This is a genomic window from Croceicoccus mobilis, from assembly GCF_001661965.1.
Lineage (GTDB): Bacteria > Pseudomonadota > Alphaproteobacteria > Sphingomonadales > Sphingomonadaceae > Croceicoccus > Croceicoccus mobilis.
Genome location: NZ_LYWZ01000028.1, coordinates 237,997 through 256,398, shown reverse-complemented (window position 1 = coordinate 256,398; position 18,402 = coordinate 237,997). Strand labels below are relative to the sequence as shown.

18 protein-coding genes and 1 tRNA gene are annotated in these 18,402 nt (G+C 61.7%); 7 read left to right on the top strand and 12 right to left on the bottom strand.

The genetic code is table 11. The annotated features are described in order from the left end of the window. Nucleotides 1–44 precede the first annotated feature (44 nt). Nucleotides 45–959: a DUF7146 domain-containing protein gene (locus A9D13_RS19040; protein ID WP_066777469.1), complete on the bottom strand. Its 915-nt coding sequence runs from the start codon at nt 957–959 to the stop codon at nt 45–47. Nucleotides 960–1,103: 144 nt separating this feature from the next. Here A9D13_RS19040 and A9D13_RS19035 point away from each other — a divergent pair, with 144 nt between their 5' ends. Together A9D13_RS19035 and A9D13_RS21200 are read left to right on the top strand one after the other, a co-directional pair. Continuing rightward, nucleotides 1,104–1,688, top strand: a complete 585-nt coding sequence (locus A9D13_RS19035) for a lytic transglycosylase domain-containing protein (RefSeq protein WP_066777654.1) — start codon at nt 1,104–1,106, stop codon at nt 1,686–1,688. Further along, a complete protein-coding gene (locus tag A9D13_RS21200) occupies nt 1,664–1,888 on the top strand; it encodes a DUF5818 domain-containing protein (RefSeq protein WP_306823374.1) in 225 nt (74 codons plus the stop codon). The genes A9D13_RS19035 and A9D13_RS21200 overlap by 25 nt, the downstream gene beginning before the upstream one ends. Nucleotides 1,889–1,895: 7 nt before the next feature. On the opposite strand, the gene A9D13_RS19030 is transcribed toward A9D13_RS21200, so the two are convergent. The 7 genes from A9D13_RS19030 to aspS form a co-directional block, all read right to left on the bottom strand. Then, nucleotides 1,896–3,149: a tyrosine-type recombinase/integrase gene (locus A9D13_RS19030; protein ID WP_066777467.1), complete on the bottom strand. Its 1,254-nt coding sequence runs from the start codon at nt 3,147–3,149 to the stop codon at nt 1,896–1,898. A gap of 178 nt (nt 3,150–3,327) precedes the next feature. Continuing rightward, nucleotides 3,328–3,404: transfer RNA gene (locus tag A9D13_RS19025), tRNA-Met, on the bottom strand. Nucleotides 3,405–3,493: 89 nt separating this feature from the next. Beyond that, nucleotides 3,494–4,021 carry a 2'-5' RNA ligase family protein gene (locus A9D13_RS19020; RefSeq protein ID WP_066777464.1) on the bottom strand — a complete coding sequence of 176 codons (528 nt, stop codon included), beginning with the start codon at nt 4,019–4,021 and terminating at the stop codon, nt 3,494–3,496. 287 nt (nt 4,022–4,308) lie between these two features. Further along, nucleotides 4,309–5,283, bottom strand: coding sequence for an endolytic transglycosylase MltG (gene mltG / locus A9D13_RS19015; RefSeq protein WP_066777461.1), 975 nt, complete (start codon nt 5,281–5,283; stop codon nt 4,309–4,311). 5 nt (nt 5,284–5,288) lie between these two features. Next, the gene (gene fabF, locus A9D13_RS19010) at nt 5,289–6,548 is read right to left on the bottom strand and encodes a beta-ketoacyl-ACP synthase II (protein ID WP_066777459.1); all 1,260 of its coding nucleotides are present in this window, start codon (nt 6,546–6,548) and stop codon (nt 5,289–5,291) included. Nucleotides 6,549–6,722: 174 nt separating this feature from the next. Continuing rightward, complete coding sequence (locus tag A9D13_RS19005) at nt 6,723–6,959, bottom strand: acyl carrier protein (protein ID WP_066777448.1); 237 nt, start codon at nt 6,957–6,959, stop codon at nt 6,723–6,725. A 164-nt stretch (nt 6,960–7,123) separates the two neighbouring features. Continuing rightward, nucleotides 7,124–8,941 carry an aspartate--tRNA ligase gene (aspS, locus tag A9D13_RS19000; RefSeq protein WP_066777445.1) on the bottom strand — a complete coding sequence of 606 codons (1,818 nt, stop codon included), beginning with the start codon at nt 8,939–8,941 and terminating at the stop codon, nt 7,124–7,126. 489 nt (nt 8,942–9,430) lie between these two features. Here aspS and A9D13_RS18995 point away from each other — a divergent pair, with 489 nt between their 5' ends. The 3 genes from A9D13_RS18995 to A9D13_RS18985 all read left to right on the top strand — a co-directional run bounded on the left by A9D13_RS18995 (nt 9,431) and on the right by A9D13_RS18985 (nt 12,666). Further along, entirely contained in the window at nt 9,431–10,411 is a 981-nt protein-coding gene (locus tag A9D13_RS18995) for a hypothetical protein (RefSeq protein WP_066777436.1), read from the top strand. A 154-nt stretch (nt 10,412–10,565) separates the two neighbouring features. Further along, nucleotides 10,566–11,750 carry a ribonuclease D gene (rnd, locus tag A9D13_RS18990; RefSeq protein ID WP_066777433.1) on the top strand — a complete coding sequence of 395 codons (1,185 nt, stop codon included), beginning with the start codon at nt 10,566–10,568 and terminating at the stop codon, nt 11,748–11,750. A gap of 16 nt (nt 11,751–11,766) precedes the next feature. Next, nucleotides 11,767–12,666, top strand: coding sequence for a hydrogen peroxide-inducible genes activator (locus A9D13_RS18985; protein ID WP_229665455.1), 900 nt, complete (start codon nt 11,767–11,769; stop codon nt 12,664–12,666). 281 nt (nt 12,667–12,947) lie between these two features. On the opposite strand, the gene A9D13_RS20690 is transcribed toward A9D13_RS18985, so the two are convergent. After that, nucleotides 12,948–13,334: a hypothetical protein gene (locus A9D13_RS20690; protein ID WP_156522187.1), complete on the bottom strand. Its 387-nt coding sequence runs from the start codon at nt 13,332–13,334 to the stop codon at nt 12,948–12,950. A gap of 143 nt (nt 13,335–13,477) precedes the next feature. Between A9D13_RS20690 and A9D13_RS18980 the strand changes: the two genes are divergently transcribed. Further along, nucleotides 13,478–13,639: a YqaE/Pmp3 family membrane protein gene (locus tag A9D13_RS18980; RefSeq protein ID WP_268235843.1), complete on the top strand. Its 162-nt coding sequence runs from the start codon at nt 13,478–13,480 to the stop codon at nt 13,637–13,639. Nucleotides 13,640–13,708: 69 nt separating this feature from the next. Here the strand turns inward: A9D13_RS18980 and rimM are convergent, their stop codons facing one another. From rimM to ffh, 3 genes are read right to left on the bottom strand one after another with little or no spacing between them, the layout of a single operon-like run. Further along, complete coding sequence (gene rimM, locus A9D13_RS18975) at nt 13,709–14,254, bottom strand: ribosome maturation factor RimM (protein WP_066777427.1); 546 nt, start codon at nt 14,252–14,254, stop codon at nt 13,709–13,711. Nucleotides 14,255–14,260: 6 nt separating this feature from the next. Further along, nucleotides 14,261–14,707, bottom strand: a complete 447-nt coding sequence (rpsP, locus tag A9D13_RS18970; protein ID WP_066777424.1) for a 30S ribosomal protein S16 — start codon at nt 14,705–14,707, stop codon at nt 14,261–14,263. A gap of 51 nt (nt 14,708–14,758) precedes the next feature. Continuing rightward, nucleotides 14,759–16,255: a signal recognition particle protein gene (gene ffh / locus A9D13_RS18965; RefSeq protein WP_066777421.1), complete on the bottom strand. Its 1,497-nt coding sequence runs from the start codon at nt 16,253–16,255 to the stop codon at nt 14,759–14,761. Nucleotides 16,256–16,682: 427 nt separating this feature from the next. Here ffh and A9D13_RS18960 point away from each other — a divergent pair, with 427 nt between their 5' ends. Beyond that, nucleotides 16,683–18,380 (top strand): putative bifunctional diguanylate cyclase/phosphodiesterase, encoded by a 1,698-nt coding sequence (locus A9D13_RS18960; RefSeq protein ID WP_066777418.1) that lies wholly within the window; start codon nt 16,683–16,685, stop codon nt 18,378–18,380. Nucleotides 18,381–18,402: the final 22 nt, after the last annotated feature.

The window sequence follows — 18,402 nt, the reverse complement described above, 5'->3', positions numbered from 1 at the left end:
ACACGCCCTCTGCCGGATCAGGAAATCGAGAAGCCCTCTCTCCTCTAACGCGCCGCTTTGCGGCGCAGCCATGCTATGAGTTCATCGTTCCAGTCGGTATCGCTTGGATGTGGCTTGCGGACTTGGATCGTCCGCCCTTCCTGCGCGTAGGCTCCGAGGCCACGCGAGGCGGCCAGCTCGCCGCCAGCATCATGATCGACGAACAGATGAAGCTCGGTCACACTCTCGGGAATGCTTACGAGACCGAAACGCTCATTCCCAAGGGTCGCCCAAACGGGAATGCCGGTGAGCGCATAGGCTGACAACGCGCTCTCGATCCCCTCGGCAAGGCCGAGCTTCCCGGAAACCGGAGCAAAAAGACGGACAGCAGCTTCACCGAGCGAGCCAAGCGCGCGCTTTGGCTTGTCGAAGGTGGCCTTGGTTGAAGCCTCGGTGGACAAAAACGTGCGGTGGATCGCGATCGGCCCCTCGTCGAGGCTGACCGCCGCAATCATAGCGGGAAGAAATCGGGTTCGTCCTTTCGGCCCGAGCGGCGTTTGCGGATGAAAGCGAAGAGCTGAAGATGCGGCCAGGATGCCGCGGCTCTCAAGGTAGGCCTTCGCCGGACTGCCACCCAATGGTTCCGCTTCGTGCCAGATCCTCAACGCTGCTGCCGAGGGTTTGCGCACCCTGGTTGGCTCGAGCTGATCCTCGGCCGAAGAACCCGAGAAAAACCTGGCCACCTCGAAACCTTCGCGGGCCAGAGCGGAAAGCACGCTCTGCTGATCGCAGCCCGCAAAACAATGGAAGAGAATAGCCTTTCGGCCGAGCGTCACGCCGAGCGAAGGTGTGCGGTCTTCGTGTGCGGGGCAGCAGGCCATCCCCTTTGTGCCTGACCATTTGCCCCCTCGGCTTTCACAGATCCTTCGGGCGGTGTCCTCGAGCGAATGACGTGACAGGGTTGAATTCGAAACGGGCATACCAGCTCCATAGCCTCACAATTGCCCCCTCCAGAAGACCCCCTCTTCTCTCGGCTAAACTTGCAAAAAACGTTTTCCTACACCCACGCGTTCTATTTATGTTCTCTTGCGGATCGAGGCAAGGTGAAAGGTAATTCAATGCGAATGTCTCTAGTGGCTTGCGGTTGCGGTGCGCTCGCGATTGCGATTTCGGGATCCGCGCGCGCGCAGGAGTTTCAGGTATTCGACCATGACCTCAGCAGAGTTGAGGTTACAACCGACGAAGGGCGCGCTTTCAACCCAACTGCAATCTACTTGGGCAAGCCAGACGGCAGCACAGCTTATATCGATAGAAGCTTCAAGGAAGCCTTGTATGAGCCACTCATCCGGCAAGCTGAAGCGCGATATCAATTGCCGCCTCGACTGCTTCAGGCCCTGATTTGGCAGGAATCGCGGTTCAACCCGATGGCAATCAGTCCGGCTGGCGCCGCTGGGCTCGCTCAACTCATGCCGGGAACGGCAAGAGAACTTGGTGTCAGCAATCGCCACGATCCGGCTGAGAACATCGATGGCGGCGCGCGGTATCTGAAGCAGATGCTAGAGCGCTTCGGTGCGATCCATCTCGCGCTGGCCGCATACAATGCTGGACCCGGCGCTGTGTCGCGAGCCGGCGGGATACCGACAAATCGGGAAACACCTGGATATGTGAAGAGCGTTATCGACCGATGGATGGCATACAGTTCGATATGACTACGAATCGGAAAAGGATCAGCGGACGGCTCGAGCACCTTCCTCGGGGAGCTGTAATTGTAACCGTTGCCGGAGATCATTGGGTTCTCGAAGACTACGAACCCTCAAACGAAGACTTTGGATTTGAGGTTACCGCAGAGGGTATCGTTGTCGGGTTCGACCGCCTTCGCGTCGAATGGCTGGGGCAGGTGCCCGCCTAGGAGCAGGTCACGCGGCTCTCAAAACTGCAATGTTTCGCGCTTTGCCGCCGATGGAATCGAGGAAGTCTGCCCAATCCTGCAGCATTGCACGCCGAGGAGCGAGATATTCGGCAGCATTGTATGCTCCGCGAACTTCGTTCTCTTCGCTGTGTGCCAATTGCAGTTCGACCCAGTCTTCATGATATCTGCGGATCCACATCGGTGGTTCGCCGACCTCGACCAGCTGCTCATTCGCCCAGGTGCTCGCCAGACCCCTGAAGCCGTGAACAGTTTGTCGCCCGTGGTAACCGAGCCGATAGAGGCCATAGATCATCGTATTCTCGGAAAGCGGCATCTTGGGCTTCTGGCCTGGAAAGACGTATTCGCCTTCGGACTTGCTGATCATATCTTGAGCAAGAGAAGCGGCTTGTCGCGACAAAGGCACGATATGCTCGCGGCCCATTTTCATCCGATCAGCGCCAATGCGCCAAACTGGTGAATCTCCGACTAGACCTTCAAACTCGTGCTTCTTGGCGAACCGGAGTTCCTTGGTCCGGACCCATGTAAGAAGAGCAAAGGTCAATGCCGCCCGCGTAATTTCGGATCGTCTCTCACCCTCTTCCTGGTATCGCTCCATCTTGATGATGAGTTCGGGTAGCTGTGCCAGAGGCAGCTTCGCCATATGCTTGACCCGAGGACGTGGCTTCAAAGCCCCCCGAAGATGCGCCGTTGGATCGGAATCGCAAAGTCCGCTGGCAATCGCGAACTGGAATACCTGACCAATACATTGCTTGGCCCGTCGACTGATGTCGAGCGCGCCGCGCTCCTCGATCTTCCGAATGACCTTCAGGACTTCTGGTGGAGTTATCTCATGCATCATGAGCTCGCCTAAGACAGGAAGCACGTCCTGCTCCATCCGCGACCACACGCGCTTCGCATGGGCGGGATTGAGACTACTTGCTCTGTTCTCATGCCACATGGTGGCAATCGCCCTGAAGGTCTTAGCCTCTTCGAAGTCCCGACCCGGTTTGTGAACCATCGGGTCCCTGCCTTCGGCCAGCACACCCTTGGCAGCTCTCTTGAGTTCTCTTGCGGCCGCTATTCCGACTTCGGGGTAGGCACCGAAAGAAAGCAGCTTCTCTTTCCCGTGGTACCGGTATTTCAGCCGCCAGAGCTTCGAGCCGTTCTTTTGCACGAGGAGGAATAATCCCTCCCCATCCGCAAGCTTGTATGGACGCTCAGCCGCCTTCGCTTTTTTGATCTGAATCTCACTCAAGGCCATTGGGGGTATCGCTCCTTTTCGCTACCCCCGGAAAATACCCCCAAAATACCCCCACACCAAATCCGGCTTCAAGCGAATGCATGCGCACGCAGGCGGACGCGAATCACTCACATCATTCTGTTTTAATTGAGTTTTACGGATGCATGCGGAAGCAAGCGAACCCATGCGGATTCGAGATTGGTAGCGGAGGAGGGACTTGAACCCCCGACACGCGGATTATGATTCCGCTGCTCTAACCGGCTGAGCTACTCCGCCCCATGGGCATTGCCAGGGCGAGGCGAAAGCCCGTTCGCGTCTGACAGGCGCGCCTCTTACGGGCACAATCGCTGCGGGTCAATATGCGATTAAAAGGGTTTTTTACCGGGCTTTCCGCGCAGTGCCCAGCGCCCTGCCCGCTCCCACGGCCCGCCGCGATAGTAATGCGCCTCCAGCGCGGGAATGGCAAAGCTGCGCGGCCTGAAAGTTGGAGCAAGAGCGCCTTGCAATGCCTTGGCCTCGGCAGGCGACACCTTGTTCTGAATGGTGATGTGAAAGCGCGGCCTCGCCTGGTCCTGCGCGGTCAGGCTGCCGTGAAAATGATCGGCGATTCCTGCGCGGATGATGCCGAGTTCTCCGCTTTGAAGCCTGAGCGCGGTACCTCGCCCCAGAGACATTATCTCGACAAGCTCGGCCCCGATGGGTGGCGTGGTCGCGGCAATATCGGCGAGCAGACCGAACAATTCGCTCTCGCAGCTGGGCGGAATGGCGTGGAACAGGGTAAGATGCGCGCTCAGCACATTGCGCTCGGGCGGAAAATGCGCGCGGCGAAGGCCGTCGGCATAGGAAAAGATCGCATCTGGCAAGGCAGCGGTGACGATGATCGGATCTGTCATGGCATGGCCCTAGCATGGGGCGAGGGATCGAACGAGGTCGGGCGGCGCCTGGAGGGGGGATTGGCACCGCCCGCCCCGTTTCAACGACCTCTTTCGGGCCGCATCCGGATGACCGGCGCGCGTGCATCGCCGGTCGAAACTGGGCGGGCATCGATGGCGGCAGAAGAGAGAGGCTTCGGCTGCCGTCGATGTCCTATGGCGGGATAACGGCGCTTCAGGGGATGCGTTCCGCTGCGATGCAACATCCGGTCGCACCGGCAGAACGCTTGGTCACATGGGCTGAAAATTTATGGGATCTCGCCCCGTTCACGGCGGATCTGGCGCCACTTGGTGACATTGGCGTTATGCTCATCGAGCGTCGCGGCAAAGGCATGGCCGCCGCTGCCATCGGCGACCATATAGAGTGCCTTGGTTTCTGCCGGATGCAGCACGGCCAGAATGGATTCGCGGCCCGGATTGGTGATCGGCCCCTTGGGCAGCCCATCCATCGAATAGGTGTTGTAGCCGTTCACCGCGTTGATCTCACTGCGCTTGATGCGGCGGCCCAGCGGCTTGCCCTTGGTGATGGGGTAGATGATCGTGGGATCGGCCTGCAGGCGCATGCCGGTCTTGAGCCGATTGGTATAGAGTCCGGCGACCATGCGGCGCTCTTCGGGAACGCCGGTTTCCTTCTCGACAATGGCGGCAAGGCTCAATGCCTCCTGCGGCGTGGTGACGGGCAGGTCCTTGTCCCGCTTCGGCCATTCGGCGGCGATGAAGTCGCTCATTTCCTGCTGCATGCGCAGCAGGACTGCGCTGCGGGCCTCGCCGCGCTCGAAATCATAGCTGTCGGGAAGGATCGAACCCTCTGCCGGAACCTCGACCTCTCCGGTCAGCAGCGGCTCGGCCATCAACCGCTCATGCACCATGATCGAGGGCAGTCCCTCAGGCACGGTGACCATGCGGCGCACCACTTCGCCATGCTGAAGCGTATTCAGGATGGTGGCAGGGCTGCTACCGGCCGGTATCGCGAATTCGCCCGCCTTGATCGGATCGCCGCTGCCAAGGATTTTCGCGCGCAGCAGGAAGCTGTCGGCAGAGGTAATCAGTCCCTCCTCCTCCAGCTTGCCCGCCGTTGATGTCAGCGTCGCGCCCTGCGGCACGATGAAGCTGGCGTCCTTCTCACCCGAAGAACCGCCATACCAGCCGCTCATGAACCAGCCGCCGATGCCCAGCGCCGCCACGATTGCAATGGCGACGAGGACAAGGCAGCCGCGTTTCATATGCGTCAGTCGACCTTCTTCATGATCAGCGAGGCATTGGTGCCGCCAAATCCGAACGAATTGTTCAAAATGGCCTTAACCTCACGCTTTTTCGCGGTCAGCGGCACGAGGTCGACGCCCTCGGTCCCCTCGTCCGGGTTAGTGAGGTTCAGCGTCGGCGGAACGATCTGGTCGCGCATGGCGAGGATGCAGAAGATCGCCTCAACCGCGCCCGCGCCGCCCAGAAGGTGGCCGATGGCCGATTTGGTCGAGCTCATCGAAGCGCCGCCAAGATCATCGCCCAGCACGCGCTTTACCGCGGCAAGCTCGATGGTGTCGGCCATGGTCGAGGTGCCGTGCGCATTGACGTAGTCGATGTCGCCCGCTTCCATCCCGGCCTTGCGCAAAGCCATGCGCATGGCGTTTTCCGCGCCCTTGCCTTCGGGGTGCGGGGCGGTAACGTGATAGGCGTCGCCCGACAGGCCATAGCCTACGACCTCGGCATAGATCTTCGCGCCGCGCGCCTTGGCATGCTCGTATTCCTCAAGCACGACAACGCCAGCGCCCTCACCCATGACGAAGCCGTCGCGGTCCTTGTCATAGGGGCGGCTCGCCTCGGTCGGGCGATCATTGAAGCTGCAATTGAGAGCGCGTGCCTGGGCGAAGCCTGCGACGCCCAGCGGGTTGATCGTGCTTTCCGCACCGCCCGCCAGCATGATGTCGGCATCGTCGTCCTTGATCATCCGCGCAGCATCGCCGATCGAGTGAGCGCCGGTCGAACAAGCGGTGACGACCGCGTGGTTCGGACCCATCAGGCCGTATTTGATCGAGACCTGACCGCTGATCAGATTGATCAGGCGACCATGGACGAAGTGCGGCGAAACGCGGCCCGGGCCACGTTCGTGCAGTACGATGGATTCGCTCTCGATACCGGGCAGACCGCCGATGCCCGAACCGATGGAACAGCCCGCGCGCAGCTTGAGATCGTCGTCCATGTCCAGAAGACCGGCATCTTCGATCGCCTGCCCGGCGGCATCGATGCCATAGACGATGAAGGGATCGACCTGGCGCTGGATCTTGGGGTCCACGCGCTTCGACGCGTCGAAGCCATATTCGTGATCGGCCGGCTTTACCTCGCAGGCGATATTGCACTTCTGGTCGCTCGCATCAAAGCGGGTGATCGGGCCTGCGCCCGATTTCCCGGCGATGAGATTCGCCCAGACGGTTTCGACATCAGCCCCCAGCGGGGTGACGAGGCCAAGCCCGGTTACGACGACACGGCGCATGGATGATCCTTTCCTTCAGACATTCGCCCGCCCTGATTCTTTTGGCCCCTCATGGTCGGAGGCTCAAACACAGCAGGCCCAGCCAATCATGGCCGAGCCTGCCGGTTGCCCGCTGCACCCATGGATGCGCAGGCTTCTCAGAGCGGAACCGGCCGAGACCGGCTCCTAGCAGGCTTAGCCCTTATGCTCTTCGATATACTTCACCGCGTCGCCCACGGTGGTGATCTTTTCGGCGGCGTCGTCCGGGATCTCGACCCCGAATTCTTCTTCGAACGCCATGACCAGCTCGACGATGTCGAGGCTGTCTGCGCCAAGATCATCGATGAAGCTGGCATCGGTGGTCACCTTGTCGGCTTCCACGCCCAGGTGCTCGACGACGATCTTCTTTACGCGTTCCTCGGTGTCGCTCATGAATAACCTCTCGGTACTTTAAGGCCCCGTTCCGCGAGAATTCGGCAAAGGGCAGATGAAATCTCAGGCGTGGCCCTAGTCCCACTATGCCTGCATGGCAAGTGGGCCCACGCGCCATTGGACAAATCGCTTGGGCTCCGGGCTTTTACCACCCGGAGACGCGGTTAATCCCCGATATTGTCGACGCGGGCCTTTTCGGCTTCTGCCGCCTTGGGCGGCTCAACCGTACGGATCGACAATTCGCGCAGCTGTTTCGGGCTGACGACGGACGGCGCGCCCATCATCAGATCCTGCGCGCGCTGGTTCATCGGGAAGGCGATGACTTCGCGGATGTTCGGTTCATCGGCCAGCAGCATGACGATGCGGTCGATGCCCGGCGCGGAACCGCCATGCGGCGGAGCGCCATATTTGAACGCATTGATCATGCCGGAGAAATTGGCCTCGACCTCTTCCCTGGAATAGCCGGCGATCTCGAAAGCCTTGAACATGATGTCCGGGCGGTGGTTCCGGATCGCGCCCGACGACAGCTCATAGCCATTGCAGACGATGTCGTACTGCCACGCAAGGATATCGAGCGGGTCCTTGGTCTCCAGCGCCTCCAGCTCGCCCTGCGGCATCGAGAACGGGTTGTGGCTGAAGTCGACCTTCTTCAATTCTTCGTCATATTCGAACATCGGGAAGTCGACGATCCAGCAGAACTTGAAGCAGCCCTCCTCGATCAGACCCAGTTCCTGCGCGGTGCGCGTGCGGGCGGCACCAGCGAGCTTCGCCGCGTCCTTTTCCTTGCCAGCAGCAAAGAACAGGCCGTCGTCGGGGCCAAGGCCGAGCTCGTTATACAGCTCTTCCATGCGCTCAGGGCCGTGGTTCTTGGCAATCGGGCCGCCGAACTCGCCGCCCTTGCGGGTGACGTAACCCAGACCCGCGAAACCTTCGCCGCGCGCCCAGTTGTTCATGTCGTCGAAGAACTTGCGGCTCTTGTCCGCGGTGTTCGGCGCGGGGATCACGCGGACCTTGCCGCCCGAACCGACGATCTTTTCGAACAGGCCGAAACCCGACTTTTCGAAGTGGTTCGTGACATCCGAGATGATCAGCGGGTTGCGCAGGTCAGGCTTGTCGGAGCCATACTTCAGCATCGATTCCGCATAGGGGATGCGCGGGAATTCACCCGCAGGTGTCACCGTCTTGCCGTTCGCGAACTCCTCGAACACGCCGGCCAGCACGGGTTCGATCGTCTGGAAGACGTCTTCCTGCGTGACATAGCTCATCTCGAAATCGAGCTGGTAGAATTCGGGGCTGCGGTCGGCGCGCAGATCCTCGTCGCGGAAACAGGGCGCGATCTGGAAATAGCGGTCGAAGCCAGCGACCATCAGCAGCTGCTTGAACATCTGCGGCGCCTGCGGCAGTGCATAGAAACGGCCCGGGTGCAGACGCGCAGGCACCAGATAGTCGCGCGCGCCTTCGGGGCTGGATGCGCCCAGGATCGGGGTCTGGAACTCGGTAAAGCCCTTGTCGATCATGCGCTGACGGATCGAGGAGATCACCTTCGAACGCAGCACGATGTTCGAATGCACCTTGTCGCGGCGCAGGTCGAGGAAGCGATTGCGCAGGCGGATTTCCTCCGGATACTCCTGCTCGCCCGCGACGGGGAGCGGCAGTTCCTCGGCCCTGCTCTGCACGGTGATGCCGCGGGCATAGACCTCGATCTCGCCGGTCGGCAGGTTCGGGTTCTTCGTGCTTTCGCTGCGCGCCTTTACTTCGCCGTCGATGGTGACCACCGATTCCACGCGCAGGCTATCGAGGACCGACAGCGCCGGGCTGTCTTCGTCGGCGACGATCTGGGTGATGCCGTAATGATCGCGCAGGTCAACGAACAGAACGCCGCCATGGTCGCGCTTGCGATGGATCCAGCCCGACAGGCGGATTGTTTCGCCGACATTGGCGGCCTTCAGCTGGCCGCAGGTGTGGGTGCGATAGGCATGCATGGGTTGATCGCTTCTCGTGTCTTTAACGTCTGAAAGGGGTCGGCCAGCCGCGAACGCGCGGGGCCCGTGCGCCGCGCACTAGGTGAAAGCGCGCGCCATTTCCAGAGGCTCGGGCACACAATCGACCGCCATCGGTCGAAATAGGCGATGAACCCCGTAGCAGGCGTGATGCGATGGTTACCGATTATTAACCTTGCCGCGGCATAAGGATGCGGTCCGGGATGCGCATCCAAGCGGCGCAAACCTTCCGGCAAAAGAGGCGAAGGACGCGCTTTTCGGGCGGAATTACAAGCGCTTCTTCGCCTCTTGATCGGCCCGCCTATCGGATCGCGCTTTGCGCCCGGCGGGCCGGTCGCCCTCACCGCTTTCGTATATCCGGTTTTCGGGACACGAAACGTTAACCTCTCCGCCCAAGCTATTCTTAACCATCGGCCCTTAAAAGTTGATGGCAGATGCACACTTAAAGGTGCGCCAGGGGAAACGACGTCCATGACTGTAGCCGACATCTTCGCCAGCGAGATTTTCGAGTCCCACGAGGAACTCGATCAATTCCTCGGCAATGTCGAATCGCTGATGCGGCAGGGCCAGCCCGACGTCGCGGCAGGCCTGCTCGAAGCGCAGCTTCTCGACCTTCAGGATGGACGCCACCCGATCGCCAAGCTGGCCCAGGCAACGCCTGTCAGCGCCGTTCGCCTGATCGGCTGGGAAAACCTCGACACAGCCTTTGCCATGATCGACAAACCCGAGCATCCGGTTACCGCGATCTCGATCGACATCAGCGCGCCGATGTCGATCCCCGAACCCGACAAGGAAAAGGGCAGCTATCGCGAGCCCGACCTAGAAACCCTGTTTTTCACCGACACCGCCTTTCATTTCGGTCGCGCCTCGCGCGAAGAGATCGTCGGCGGCTATGGTAGCCGCGCGGGCGTCTGGCGCGGCGCTTTCGAGGAAGCGGGCAGCGACATCCAGGTGCGTGGCCTTGGCGGCCTTTACGGCGAGGTCCTGCTGTTCGAACGCATGCGCCACGAAGGCATGCTGACCGACGCCGCCGATTTCGACGCTCTGGCGCTGGGTCATGCCTTTGTCGCGGTACGCCTGCACCAGGCGGTGAAATCCGTGGTCGAGGGCCGCGGCATCCCCCGCCCGATCAGCGTACTTGTCGGCTCGAACGAGAGCTATCCCTTCTTCGACGCCCCCGCGATCACGCGCGATGAATATTACGACATCATCGAGGATGGCGAGGACGGCGAGGTCGAGGAATCGAAATTCGCCAGCCTCTCCCTTGCGCCCCGCCCCGACGATTATGATCCGGGCAGCCTGTTCTATGACGACAATCATGTCTCGGGCACCAGCCTGCGTCGCCGCATCCGCGAAGCATCGCCGCAGGCCGAAGAGCCCGCCAATGACGTGGCTCCGGCTGCTTCGGGCATCAGCGGCTTTTTCGGACGCCTGCGCCGTAACCGCGCCTGACCCCAAACCGACAGAACTGCCACTCCGGCCGGTCGCTTGAGCGGCCTTCAGCCTGCAATCCGGTGGTTTCGACCCGGCCATCGTTAAAAAAGTTGGCGTTGCAACTACCGAGTCGATTGCATGCTACGCGCGCACAGCGTAACCCGCCTGTTCAATGAAAATACATGACCTGATCACGACGACCGAGGCCCTTGCCGACATCTGCTCGCGCATGGCCCAGGCTGAGTTCGTAGCCGTAGATACCGAATTCATGCGCGAGTCCACCTATTGGCCGCTGCTTTGTCTCGTCCAGATTTCGGACGGCAAGGAAGCTGCAGCCATCGACCCGCTGGCAGAAGGCATCGACCTCAAGCCCCTGCTCGACCTGCTGACCGAGAACGAGGACGTCCTCAAGATCTTCCACGCGGGCGGACAGGACGTTGAGATCATCTACAACCTGACCGGCAAGACCCCGCACCCGATCTTTGACACGCAGATCGCGATGATGGCGATCAGCCAGTCCGAACAGATCGGCTATTCGAACCTCGTTGATAGCTGGCTCAATATCCAGATCGACAAAGGCGCGCGTTTCACCGACTGGTCGCGCCGGCCGCTGACCGAACGGCAGATCGAATATGCCATCGGCGACGTCACCTATCTGTCGCGCATCTTCCCCAAGATGCTGAAGAAGCTGATCAAGACCGGACGCGGCGAATGGCTGAACCGGGAAATGGACCGCCTTGCCGATCCCGACAATTACGCCACCGACCCCAATACGCTGTGGCACCGCATCCGCTCGCCCGGCCGCAATCCGCAGGTTTTGGGCAGGCTGAAGGCACTGGCCGCGTGGCGCGAGGACGAGGCGCAGGACAAGAACATCCCGCGCGGCCGCATCATCCGCGACGAAACGCTGGCAGATCTTGCCAGCCACCCGCCGAAAAAGCAGGCCGACCTTGCCAAGGTGCGCGGACTTTCGGGCGGGTGGAAGGACAATGACATCGGCAAGCGCCTGATGAAGGTGCTGGAAACCGCCGAACCCCTGCCAAAGGATGAAATGCCCGAACGCAAGAAGGGAGTGCCGCTGGGCAAGGAAGGCGCGCTGGTCGCCGACCTTTTGAAGCTGCTGCTGAAAATCCGCAGCCGCGAGATCGATGTCGCCTCGCGCTTGATCGCGCGCGCCGACGATCTTGAGGCGCTGGCCGCGGGCGTTCGCAAGAACCTGCCGCTGCTGGAAGGCTGGCGGTACGAACAGTTCGGCAGCGACGCGCTTGATCTGGTAGAGGGCAAGCTGGCCTTTGCGGTTGAGAACGGACGGCTCAAGATGACGCATATCGATGACATGCCGGTGCCCACTGCATGAACGAGGGGGGAGCCTCGTGAAGAACACATATCTGCCGACGCTGAAGCAGTTGCAGTATCTTTTGGCGCTGCATGACAAGCGCCATTTCGGCCGTGCGGCGGAAAGCTGCTATGTGTCGCAATCAACGCTGTCGGCGGGCATTCGCGAACTGGAATCGCTGCTGGGCGTGACGCTGGTCGAGCGCACCCGCCGCGTCGTGCGCTTTACCCCGCTGGGGGAGCGCGTGGTCGAAAAGGCCCATGTCCTGTTGCGCGAGGCCGAGGAACTGGCCGAACTGGTGCAATCGGCCGGCAAGCCTCTGTCGGGCGATCTGCGCATGAGCGTGATCCCGACCATCGCACCCTTCCTGCTGCCCAAGATCCTGCCGCGCCTGCGCAAGGAACGCCCGCAGCTGAAGCTCTTCCTGCGTGAAGAGCCAAGCGCCGACGCCATTGAATCGCTGCAGCATGGCCGCGCTGATTGCGTGCTCCTCGCCCTCCCCTTCGCGACCGGCGATGTGGAAAGCGAGCATCTCTTCGATGACCGGCTCTTCGTCGCCTTTCCCGAGGATGATCCGGGCGATCCGCCCGAGCTTATTCCCCCTGCGATGATCGACGAAGGCAAGCTGCTGCTGCTGGAAGACGGGCACTGCCTGAAAGAGCATGCGCTGGCGGCCTGCAACCGGCCCGAACTGCGCGCATCGGCCACGATGATCGGCACCTCGCTCCATACGCTGGTGCAGATGGTCGACAATGGGCTTGGCCTTACGATGCTGCCCGAAATGGCGCTGGAGGCCGGCATACTCGACGGCACCCATGTCGTGGCCCGCCCGCTGAAATCGAAGAACGCCGCGCGCGAAATCGCCCTGGTCTGGCGCCGGGGATCCCCGCGCGCCGATGAATTCCGCCTGCTGGCCAAGGAATTGCGCGAGGGGTGAGCGACTGCCTTGCTGCGGACCCAAGTTGACATAAGTGACATGTCCTACAGCCTGCGTCCGCTGCCCGCACCCCGCGCAAATCCGCGCTTTACAGGTGCAGGGTTACAGCAGCGACCCCCACGAAAAGATTGACGGATGAAAGAGCCGTGCGCCGACACGGGCGCGGGTCCGGGCGGTAGCTTGGCGAAAGCGTGTAGGACAATAAAAGCTGGCTGTCGGCTAACGACCGTTACCGGACGTCAGGCTCTTGATGATCGCGACCGCAATGTCCGCAAGTCTTCCTAGGCCATGGGGTGGAGATTGCCAAAAAGCCTTTCTTGCTGAGAAAAGGTGACAACCCGCAATCGGGACACCGAAAGCCGACCATCATCAAGAGACCATGGCTCAGCCAAAGCGCTATCCCCGCGATCAATCCTGCATCTCCGAAGGTTTTTGCAAGAAGCGGCAACCAAATCGGAAACGTAAAGAAGATCACAAGGACCCAACCCAAAAATAGCAGTCCTTTTCGGTAGAGCGTCATTGGCAAATGATGCCTTGGGATCAATCATTTCGCAATGTCCGCTTCCCACCCCATTCCAGTCGTCAGCTAGCCAACCGAAAAGGCCCGAAAGCTGCCGCAGCCACGGCAAAGCCGCGGCTGTCACCTTGAACGGATCGCTGTCGGCCACCAGCCCACGCGAACGCTGACCGATGAGCCTCCATCAGCCAAATAGCCCTGCGCTTACTGTGTAACGCTCGATCTGGCCTCAAACGGCAGCTTTTCGGAACGACCGCATCCCGGCTGGATTGTCCTATCAAAGGAGAACTGCCGATGATGGCCCTGATAACTTTGATTGCCACTGTCCTGCTGCCGCCGCTTGGCGTTGCGCTCAAGCATGGGGTGGGCAAGACCTTCCTGATCAATCTGGTCCTGACGATCATTCTGTACGTCCCGGGCCTGATCCATGGCCTGTACGTCAACTATCTGCGCTGACGCCAATGGACCGGGGGGCTGAACGGCCTTCCGGTTCGCAGATGAAGCGGCGGAACCGAACGCCGCATCTCAGTCCCCGACGAAATCCGTCGAAATCACGATCCGCCCCTCGCCCCATTCGGGAACCGCTTCGGGCCGCATCGGCACCATGAAGCGCTTGGGCTTCTCGCCCTCGGCTGCGGGCCGTTCGATCTCGATCACATCGCCCGCGCCGTAATTCTCAACCGCGATCACCGTGCCAAGCGTTTCGCCCGCATCGGACACCGCCGCCAGACCGAGGAGGTCGGCGTGGTAATATTCGCCCTCTTCCAAGGGCGGCAGTTCATCGCGCGAAACGGTGAGCACCATGCCGCGCAAAGGTTCGGCGGCGTTGCGGTGGTCGATCCCGGCAAATTTGGCGATCGCGCCGCCCTTGCCATCGTCCTTCATGCGCTTGGGGCTTACCTCGCAGGTTTCCCCGGTGCCCTCGCGCAATAGGGTGAAGGCGCGGAATCGCGACAGCGACTCCACGCCTTCCCCGAACAGCTTCAGCCTGATTTCGCCGTTGATACCGTGCGCGCCGGTGATGGCGGCCAGAACGATACGCTCTGCGCCCGGCTTGTCAGACTGAACCACCGATGATTACTCGGCAGCCTTTTCTTCTTCAGCAGCAGCTTCTTCAGCCGGTGCTTCCTCAGCCGCGGGCTCTTCAGCCGGAGCTTCGGCAGCAGCCTTGGCAGCTTCCTCGGCTTCACGGGCCTTCTCGGCCTTTTCTTCGGCGCGTTCCTTGGCCTTTTCGCCCGGCTCAGCCTTCTTGGGGTTGTTCTTGGCCTTACGCTCAAGGATGCCGGCGGCATCGAGGAAGCGAGCGACGCGGTCGGTCGGCTGCGCGCCAACGCCCAGCCAGTAACGCACGCGGTCTTCGATCAGCTTCACGCGGTCTTCGCTGTCCTTGGGGAGGACGGGGTTGTAGGTGCCGACCTGCTCCAGATACTTACCGTCGCGCGGGCTGCGGCTGTCCGAAGCCACGATGCGGTAATACGGACGCTTCTTCGCGCCACCACGCGAGAGACGGAGTGCAATTGCCATTTCAAACTACCTTTCGATCAAATTCAAATAACTGAAAATACGTAAATTAAATCATTTCTTCTTGAGCAGGTCCTGAAGCTCCGGCGGGATATCGCCCATCCCGCCACCCGGACCGCCGAGCCCCGGCATGCCGCCAGCGCCGCCGCCCATACCGCCGCCAAGACCGGGCATGGCAGCGCCCATGCCGCCCTTGCCGAACAATGCGCCAAGGCCCTTCAGCCCGCCCATCTTCTTGATCTGCTTCATCGCCTTGCCCATTTCCTGGTGCATCTTGATAAGCTTGTTCACGTCCTGAACCTGCGTGCCCGAACCTGCCGCGATGCGCTTCTTGCGCTTCGCGTTCAAAAGCGCGGGGCGTTCGCGTTCCTTGGGCGTCATCGAACCGATGATGGCATCCATGTGGAGCAGGACCTTGTCGTCCATGCCCGACTGCGCCATCGCCGCCTTTGCCTTCTTCATGCCCGGCAGCATGCCCGCCAGCGCACCGATGCCGCCCATCTGGGTCATCTGGCGCAGCTGCATGCGAAGGTCGTTCATGTCGAACTCGCCCTTCGCCATACGCTTGGCAAGGCGCTCCGCGTCCTCTTCCTTGACCGCCTGCGCGGCCTTTTCGACCATGGAGACGATGTCGCCCATGCCGAGGATGCGATTGGCGACACGCGAGGGGTGGAACGGCTCGATCGCGTCGAGCTTTTCGCCCGTACCGGCAAACTTGATCGGCTTGCCGGTAACGGCGCGCATCGACAGCGCCGCACCGCCGCGTGCATCGCCGTCCATGCGGGTCAGCACCACGCCGGTCAGCGGCACTTCGCCGGTAAAGCTCTGCGCGACGTTCACCGCGTCCTGACCCGTCAACGAGTCGACGACGAGCAGCACTTCCTTTGGCGTGGAGACGGCGGCGACCGCCTTCATCTCGGCCATCAGCGCTTCATCGACATGCAGGCGGCCCGCAGTGTCGAGCATCAGCACGTCGAAGCTTTGCAGCTTGGCCGAAGAGATGGCGCGATTGGCGATCTCGACCGGCTGCTGACCCGCGATGATCGGCAGCGTCGCGACGCCCGCCTGCTCGCCCAGCACTTTCAGCTGGTCCTGCGCCGCCGGACGATTGACGTCGAGCGAGGCCATCATGACCTTCTTGCCCTCGGTCTCCTTCAGGCGCTTGGCGATCTTGGCCGTGCTGGTGGTCTTGCCCGAACCCTGCAGGCCGACCATCATGATTACGACGGGGGGCTTCGCCTCCAGGTCGAGCTTGGCCGCGTCGGGGCTACCGCCATCCTCGGCAGTGCCGCCCAGCATTTCGACCAGCGCGTCATTGACGATCTTGACGACCTGCTGACCCGGCGTGACCGAACGCAGCACCTGCTCGCCCACGGCACGCTCGGTGACGGTGTCGATAAAGCGGCGCACGACCGGCAGGGCGACATCGGCCTCAAGCAGGGCGATGCGCACCTCGCGCATGGCGGCGCGAACGTCTTCCTCTTTCAGCGCGCCGCGACCGCGCAGCGAATCGAAGACGGAGCCGAGCCGGTCTGACAATGTGTCGAACATATCTGTCTCCGGCCCCGAAAGGCCGCTCCTTGCTGCTGCGCGGCCTGCGATCCGCGCGTAAATCCTTCATTTCCGGCGCCAAACGCCGAAAACGCCGGTGGGCGAAACCTCGCCGACCAGCGTGTATGTCGATGCCTTCCGATCCATGATGGACCACGGATGACCTGAATGTCCGGACGGTTGCCACGCGGGCCACCCACGTCCGATACGGGGCGCCACATACAGCGCCTCGCCCCTGCTGGCAAGCAGCTTGCGTCCGCGCCCCTGCTGGCAGCCTGCCCCGCAAAGCGAACGCCCCGCCGTAATCGCATATTATCCCTAACCGTGCCGGGCCGGATGCTTAACCTCTTTTTTAGCGATGCGCCGCTATCGCAGGCACAGGACGCATGAATTCGCGGTCCGGGTTGCGGAGCGAAAAGTACTGGCGATGAGTGATCGCGCAAACATCCCCCACCGATCGGCCAGCGGCGACCGCCGCCGGGCCGAGCGCGATATCGTCCTGCTTGGCATCATCGCCGCCTCGATCATCATGCTCGTCGGCCATGCCAGCGCTGTGATGCCGGGCGTTCTCGAATTTCTCGAAGGAGAGGGCAGTGGCCCCGCGCAATGGGCGGCCAGCGCCCTCCTTCTCAACATCGCGCTGATCATCTTTGGCTGGCGCCGCTATCGCGATCTTGTCGGAGAGGTGGAGAAGAGCCGCATCGCCGAGGAAGAAGCGCGCGAGCTGGCGCTGACCGATCCGCTGACGGGATCCCTCAATCGCCGCTCGATCCTGCCGTTGACCGAAGAGCTCGTGATCGATGCCGAGAAGGCCGACAAGGCGGTCGCCTTCGTCATGATCGATCTCGACAATTTCAAACAGATCAACGACCTCAACGGTCATCGCGCCGGTGACTGCATGCTGATCGAGATCGCCGAACGCATTCGCGCGCATCTGCCGCGGGGCGCAAAGCTGGCGCGGCTGGGCGGTGACGAATTTGCCTGTGTCGTGCCCTATGACCGTTCGTCGCCCGACCTTATCGACCAGCTGGCCGCCAAGATCATCGATTCCACCCGTCAGCCGGTTCAGGTGAACGGCGGCGAGCTGGCCGTCGGCCTCTCACTTGGCCTGTCGACCAGCGTCGAACTGGATCAGCCCGGCCCCAATATGGCCGGTGAACTGCTGCACATGGCCGATGTCGCCATGTATCACGCCAAGAAGACCGGCCGGAACCGCTATGACTGGTTCGCCCCTGAAATGGAGCGTGAGCTGAAGCTGCGCAGCGAGCTGGAAAGCGGCATCCGCCGGGGCATCATGCGCGGCGAATTCGTGCCCTTTTACGAACAGCAGGTCGATGTGGAGACAGGCGAGCTGACCGGCTTTGAAATGCTGGCGCGCTGGCAGTCGCCCACCCTCGGCCTCGTCACGCCCGACTTCTTCATCCCGGTGGCCGAGGAAATCGGCTGCATCGCCGAATTATCCGAAGCGGTCATCGGGCAGGCCCTGGCCGATGCCTCGAGGTGGGACCCGTCGCTGACCTTGTCGGTCAATATCTCGCCGATCCAGCTGCGCGATCCGTGGTTCGCGCAAAAGCTGCTGAAGCTGCTCGCCGAGGCCAAATTCCCGCCCGAAAGGCTGGAGATCGAGGTGACGGAAAGCTGCCTCCACGAAAATATCGGCCTCGTCCGTTCGCTGGTCACCAGCCTGAAAAACCAGGGCGTGTCGGTCAGTCTTGACGATTTCGGCACCGGCTATGCGTCGATCGCCCAGCTGCGCGCCCTGCCTTTCGACCGGATCAAGATCGACCGCAGCTTCATCGCGGAGCTTGGCCGCAGTGGCGACAATGCCGCGCTGGTCAGCGCCATCACCTCCATCGGCAAGGGCATGCGCCTGCCCGTCACGGCCGAGGGGATCGAAAGCGAGAGCGTGCGCGATCGGTTGCGCGGTCTGGGCCAGTTCAAGGGCCAGGGCTATTTCTATGGCCGCCCCGAACCTGCCGAAAAGGTGCTCGCCCGCTTGAAGAGCGAGGCCCGCCTTGCCGAGGATTGCAAGACCGAGCCGCGCCTGCAATTCGGCGATCCGCTGAAAGACCTGCCGCAGGACGAAGAGGCAGGCGACGACGCGCCTCGCGCTGCTGGCGCCTGATCTTTCGCACCCCGCCACGCGC

What these genes read in the sequence shown, in the direction of transcription:
- A9D13_RS19040 (WP_066777469.1), bottom strand. Translation starts at nt 959, where the DNA reads ATGCCCGTTTCGAATTCAACCCTGTCACGTCATTCGCTCGAGGACACC.
- A9D13_RS19035 (WP_066777654.1), top strand. Translation starts at nt 1,104, where the DNA reads ATGTCTCTAGTGGCTTGCGGTTGCGGTGCGCTCGCGATTGCGATTTCG.
- A9D13_RS21200 (WP_306823374.1), top strand. Translation starts at nt 1,664, where the DNA reads ATGGATGGCATACAGTTCGATATGACTACGAATCGGAAAAGGATCAGC.
- A9D13_RS19030 (WP_066777467.1), bottom strand. Translation starts at nt 3,149, where the DNA reads ATGGCCTTGAGTGAGATTCAGATCAAAAAAGCGAAGGCGGCTGAGCGT.
- A9D13_RS19020 (WP_066777464.1), bottom strand. Translation starts at nt 4,021, where the DNA reads ATGACAGATCCGATCATCGTCACCGCTGCCTTGCCAGATGCGATCTTT.
- mltG (WP_066777461.1), bottom strand. Translation starts at nt 5,283, where the DNA reads ATGAAACGCGGCTGCCTTGTCCTCGTCGCCATTGCAATCGTGGCGGCG.
- fabF (WP_066777459.1), bottom strand. Translation starts at nt 6,548, where the DNA reads ATGCGCCGTGTCGTCGTAACCGGGCTTGGCCTCGTCACCCCGCTGGGG.
- A9D13_RS19005 (WP_066777448.1), bottom strand. Translation starts at nt 6,959, where the DNA reads ATGAGCGACACCGAGGAACGCGTAAAGAAGATCGTCGTCGAGCACCTG.
- aspS (WP_066777445.1), bottom strand. Translation starts at nt 8,941, where the DNA reads ATGCATGCCTATCGCACCCACACCTGCGGCCAGCTGAAGGCCGCCAAT.
- A9D13_RS18995 (WP_066777436.1), top strand. Translation starts at nt 9,431, where the DNA reads ATGACTGTAGCCGACATCTTCGCCAGCGAGATTTTCGAGTCCCACGAG.
- rnd (WP_066777433.1), top strand. Translation starts at nt 10,566, where the DNA reads ATGAAAATACATGACCTGATCACGACGACCGAGGCCCTTGCCGACATC.
- A9D13_RS18980 (WP_268235843.1), top strand. Translation starts at nt 13,478, where the DNA reads ATGATGGCCCTGATAACTTTGATTGCCACTGTCCTGCTGCCGCCGCTT.
- rpsP (WP_066777424.1), bottom strand. Translation starts at nt 14,707, where the DNA reads ATGGCAATTGCACTCCGTCTCTCGCGTGGTGGCGCGAAGAAGCGTCCG.
- ffh (WP_066777421.1), bottom strand. Translation starts at nt 16,255, where the DNA reads ATGTTCGACACATTGTCAGACCGGCTCGGCTCCGTCTTCGATTCGCTG.
- A9D13_RS18960 (WP_066777418.1), top strand. Translation starts at nt 16,683, where the DNA reads ATGAGTGATCGCGCAAACATCCCCCACCGATCGGCCAGCGGCGACCGC.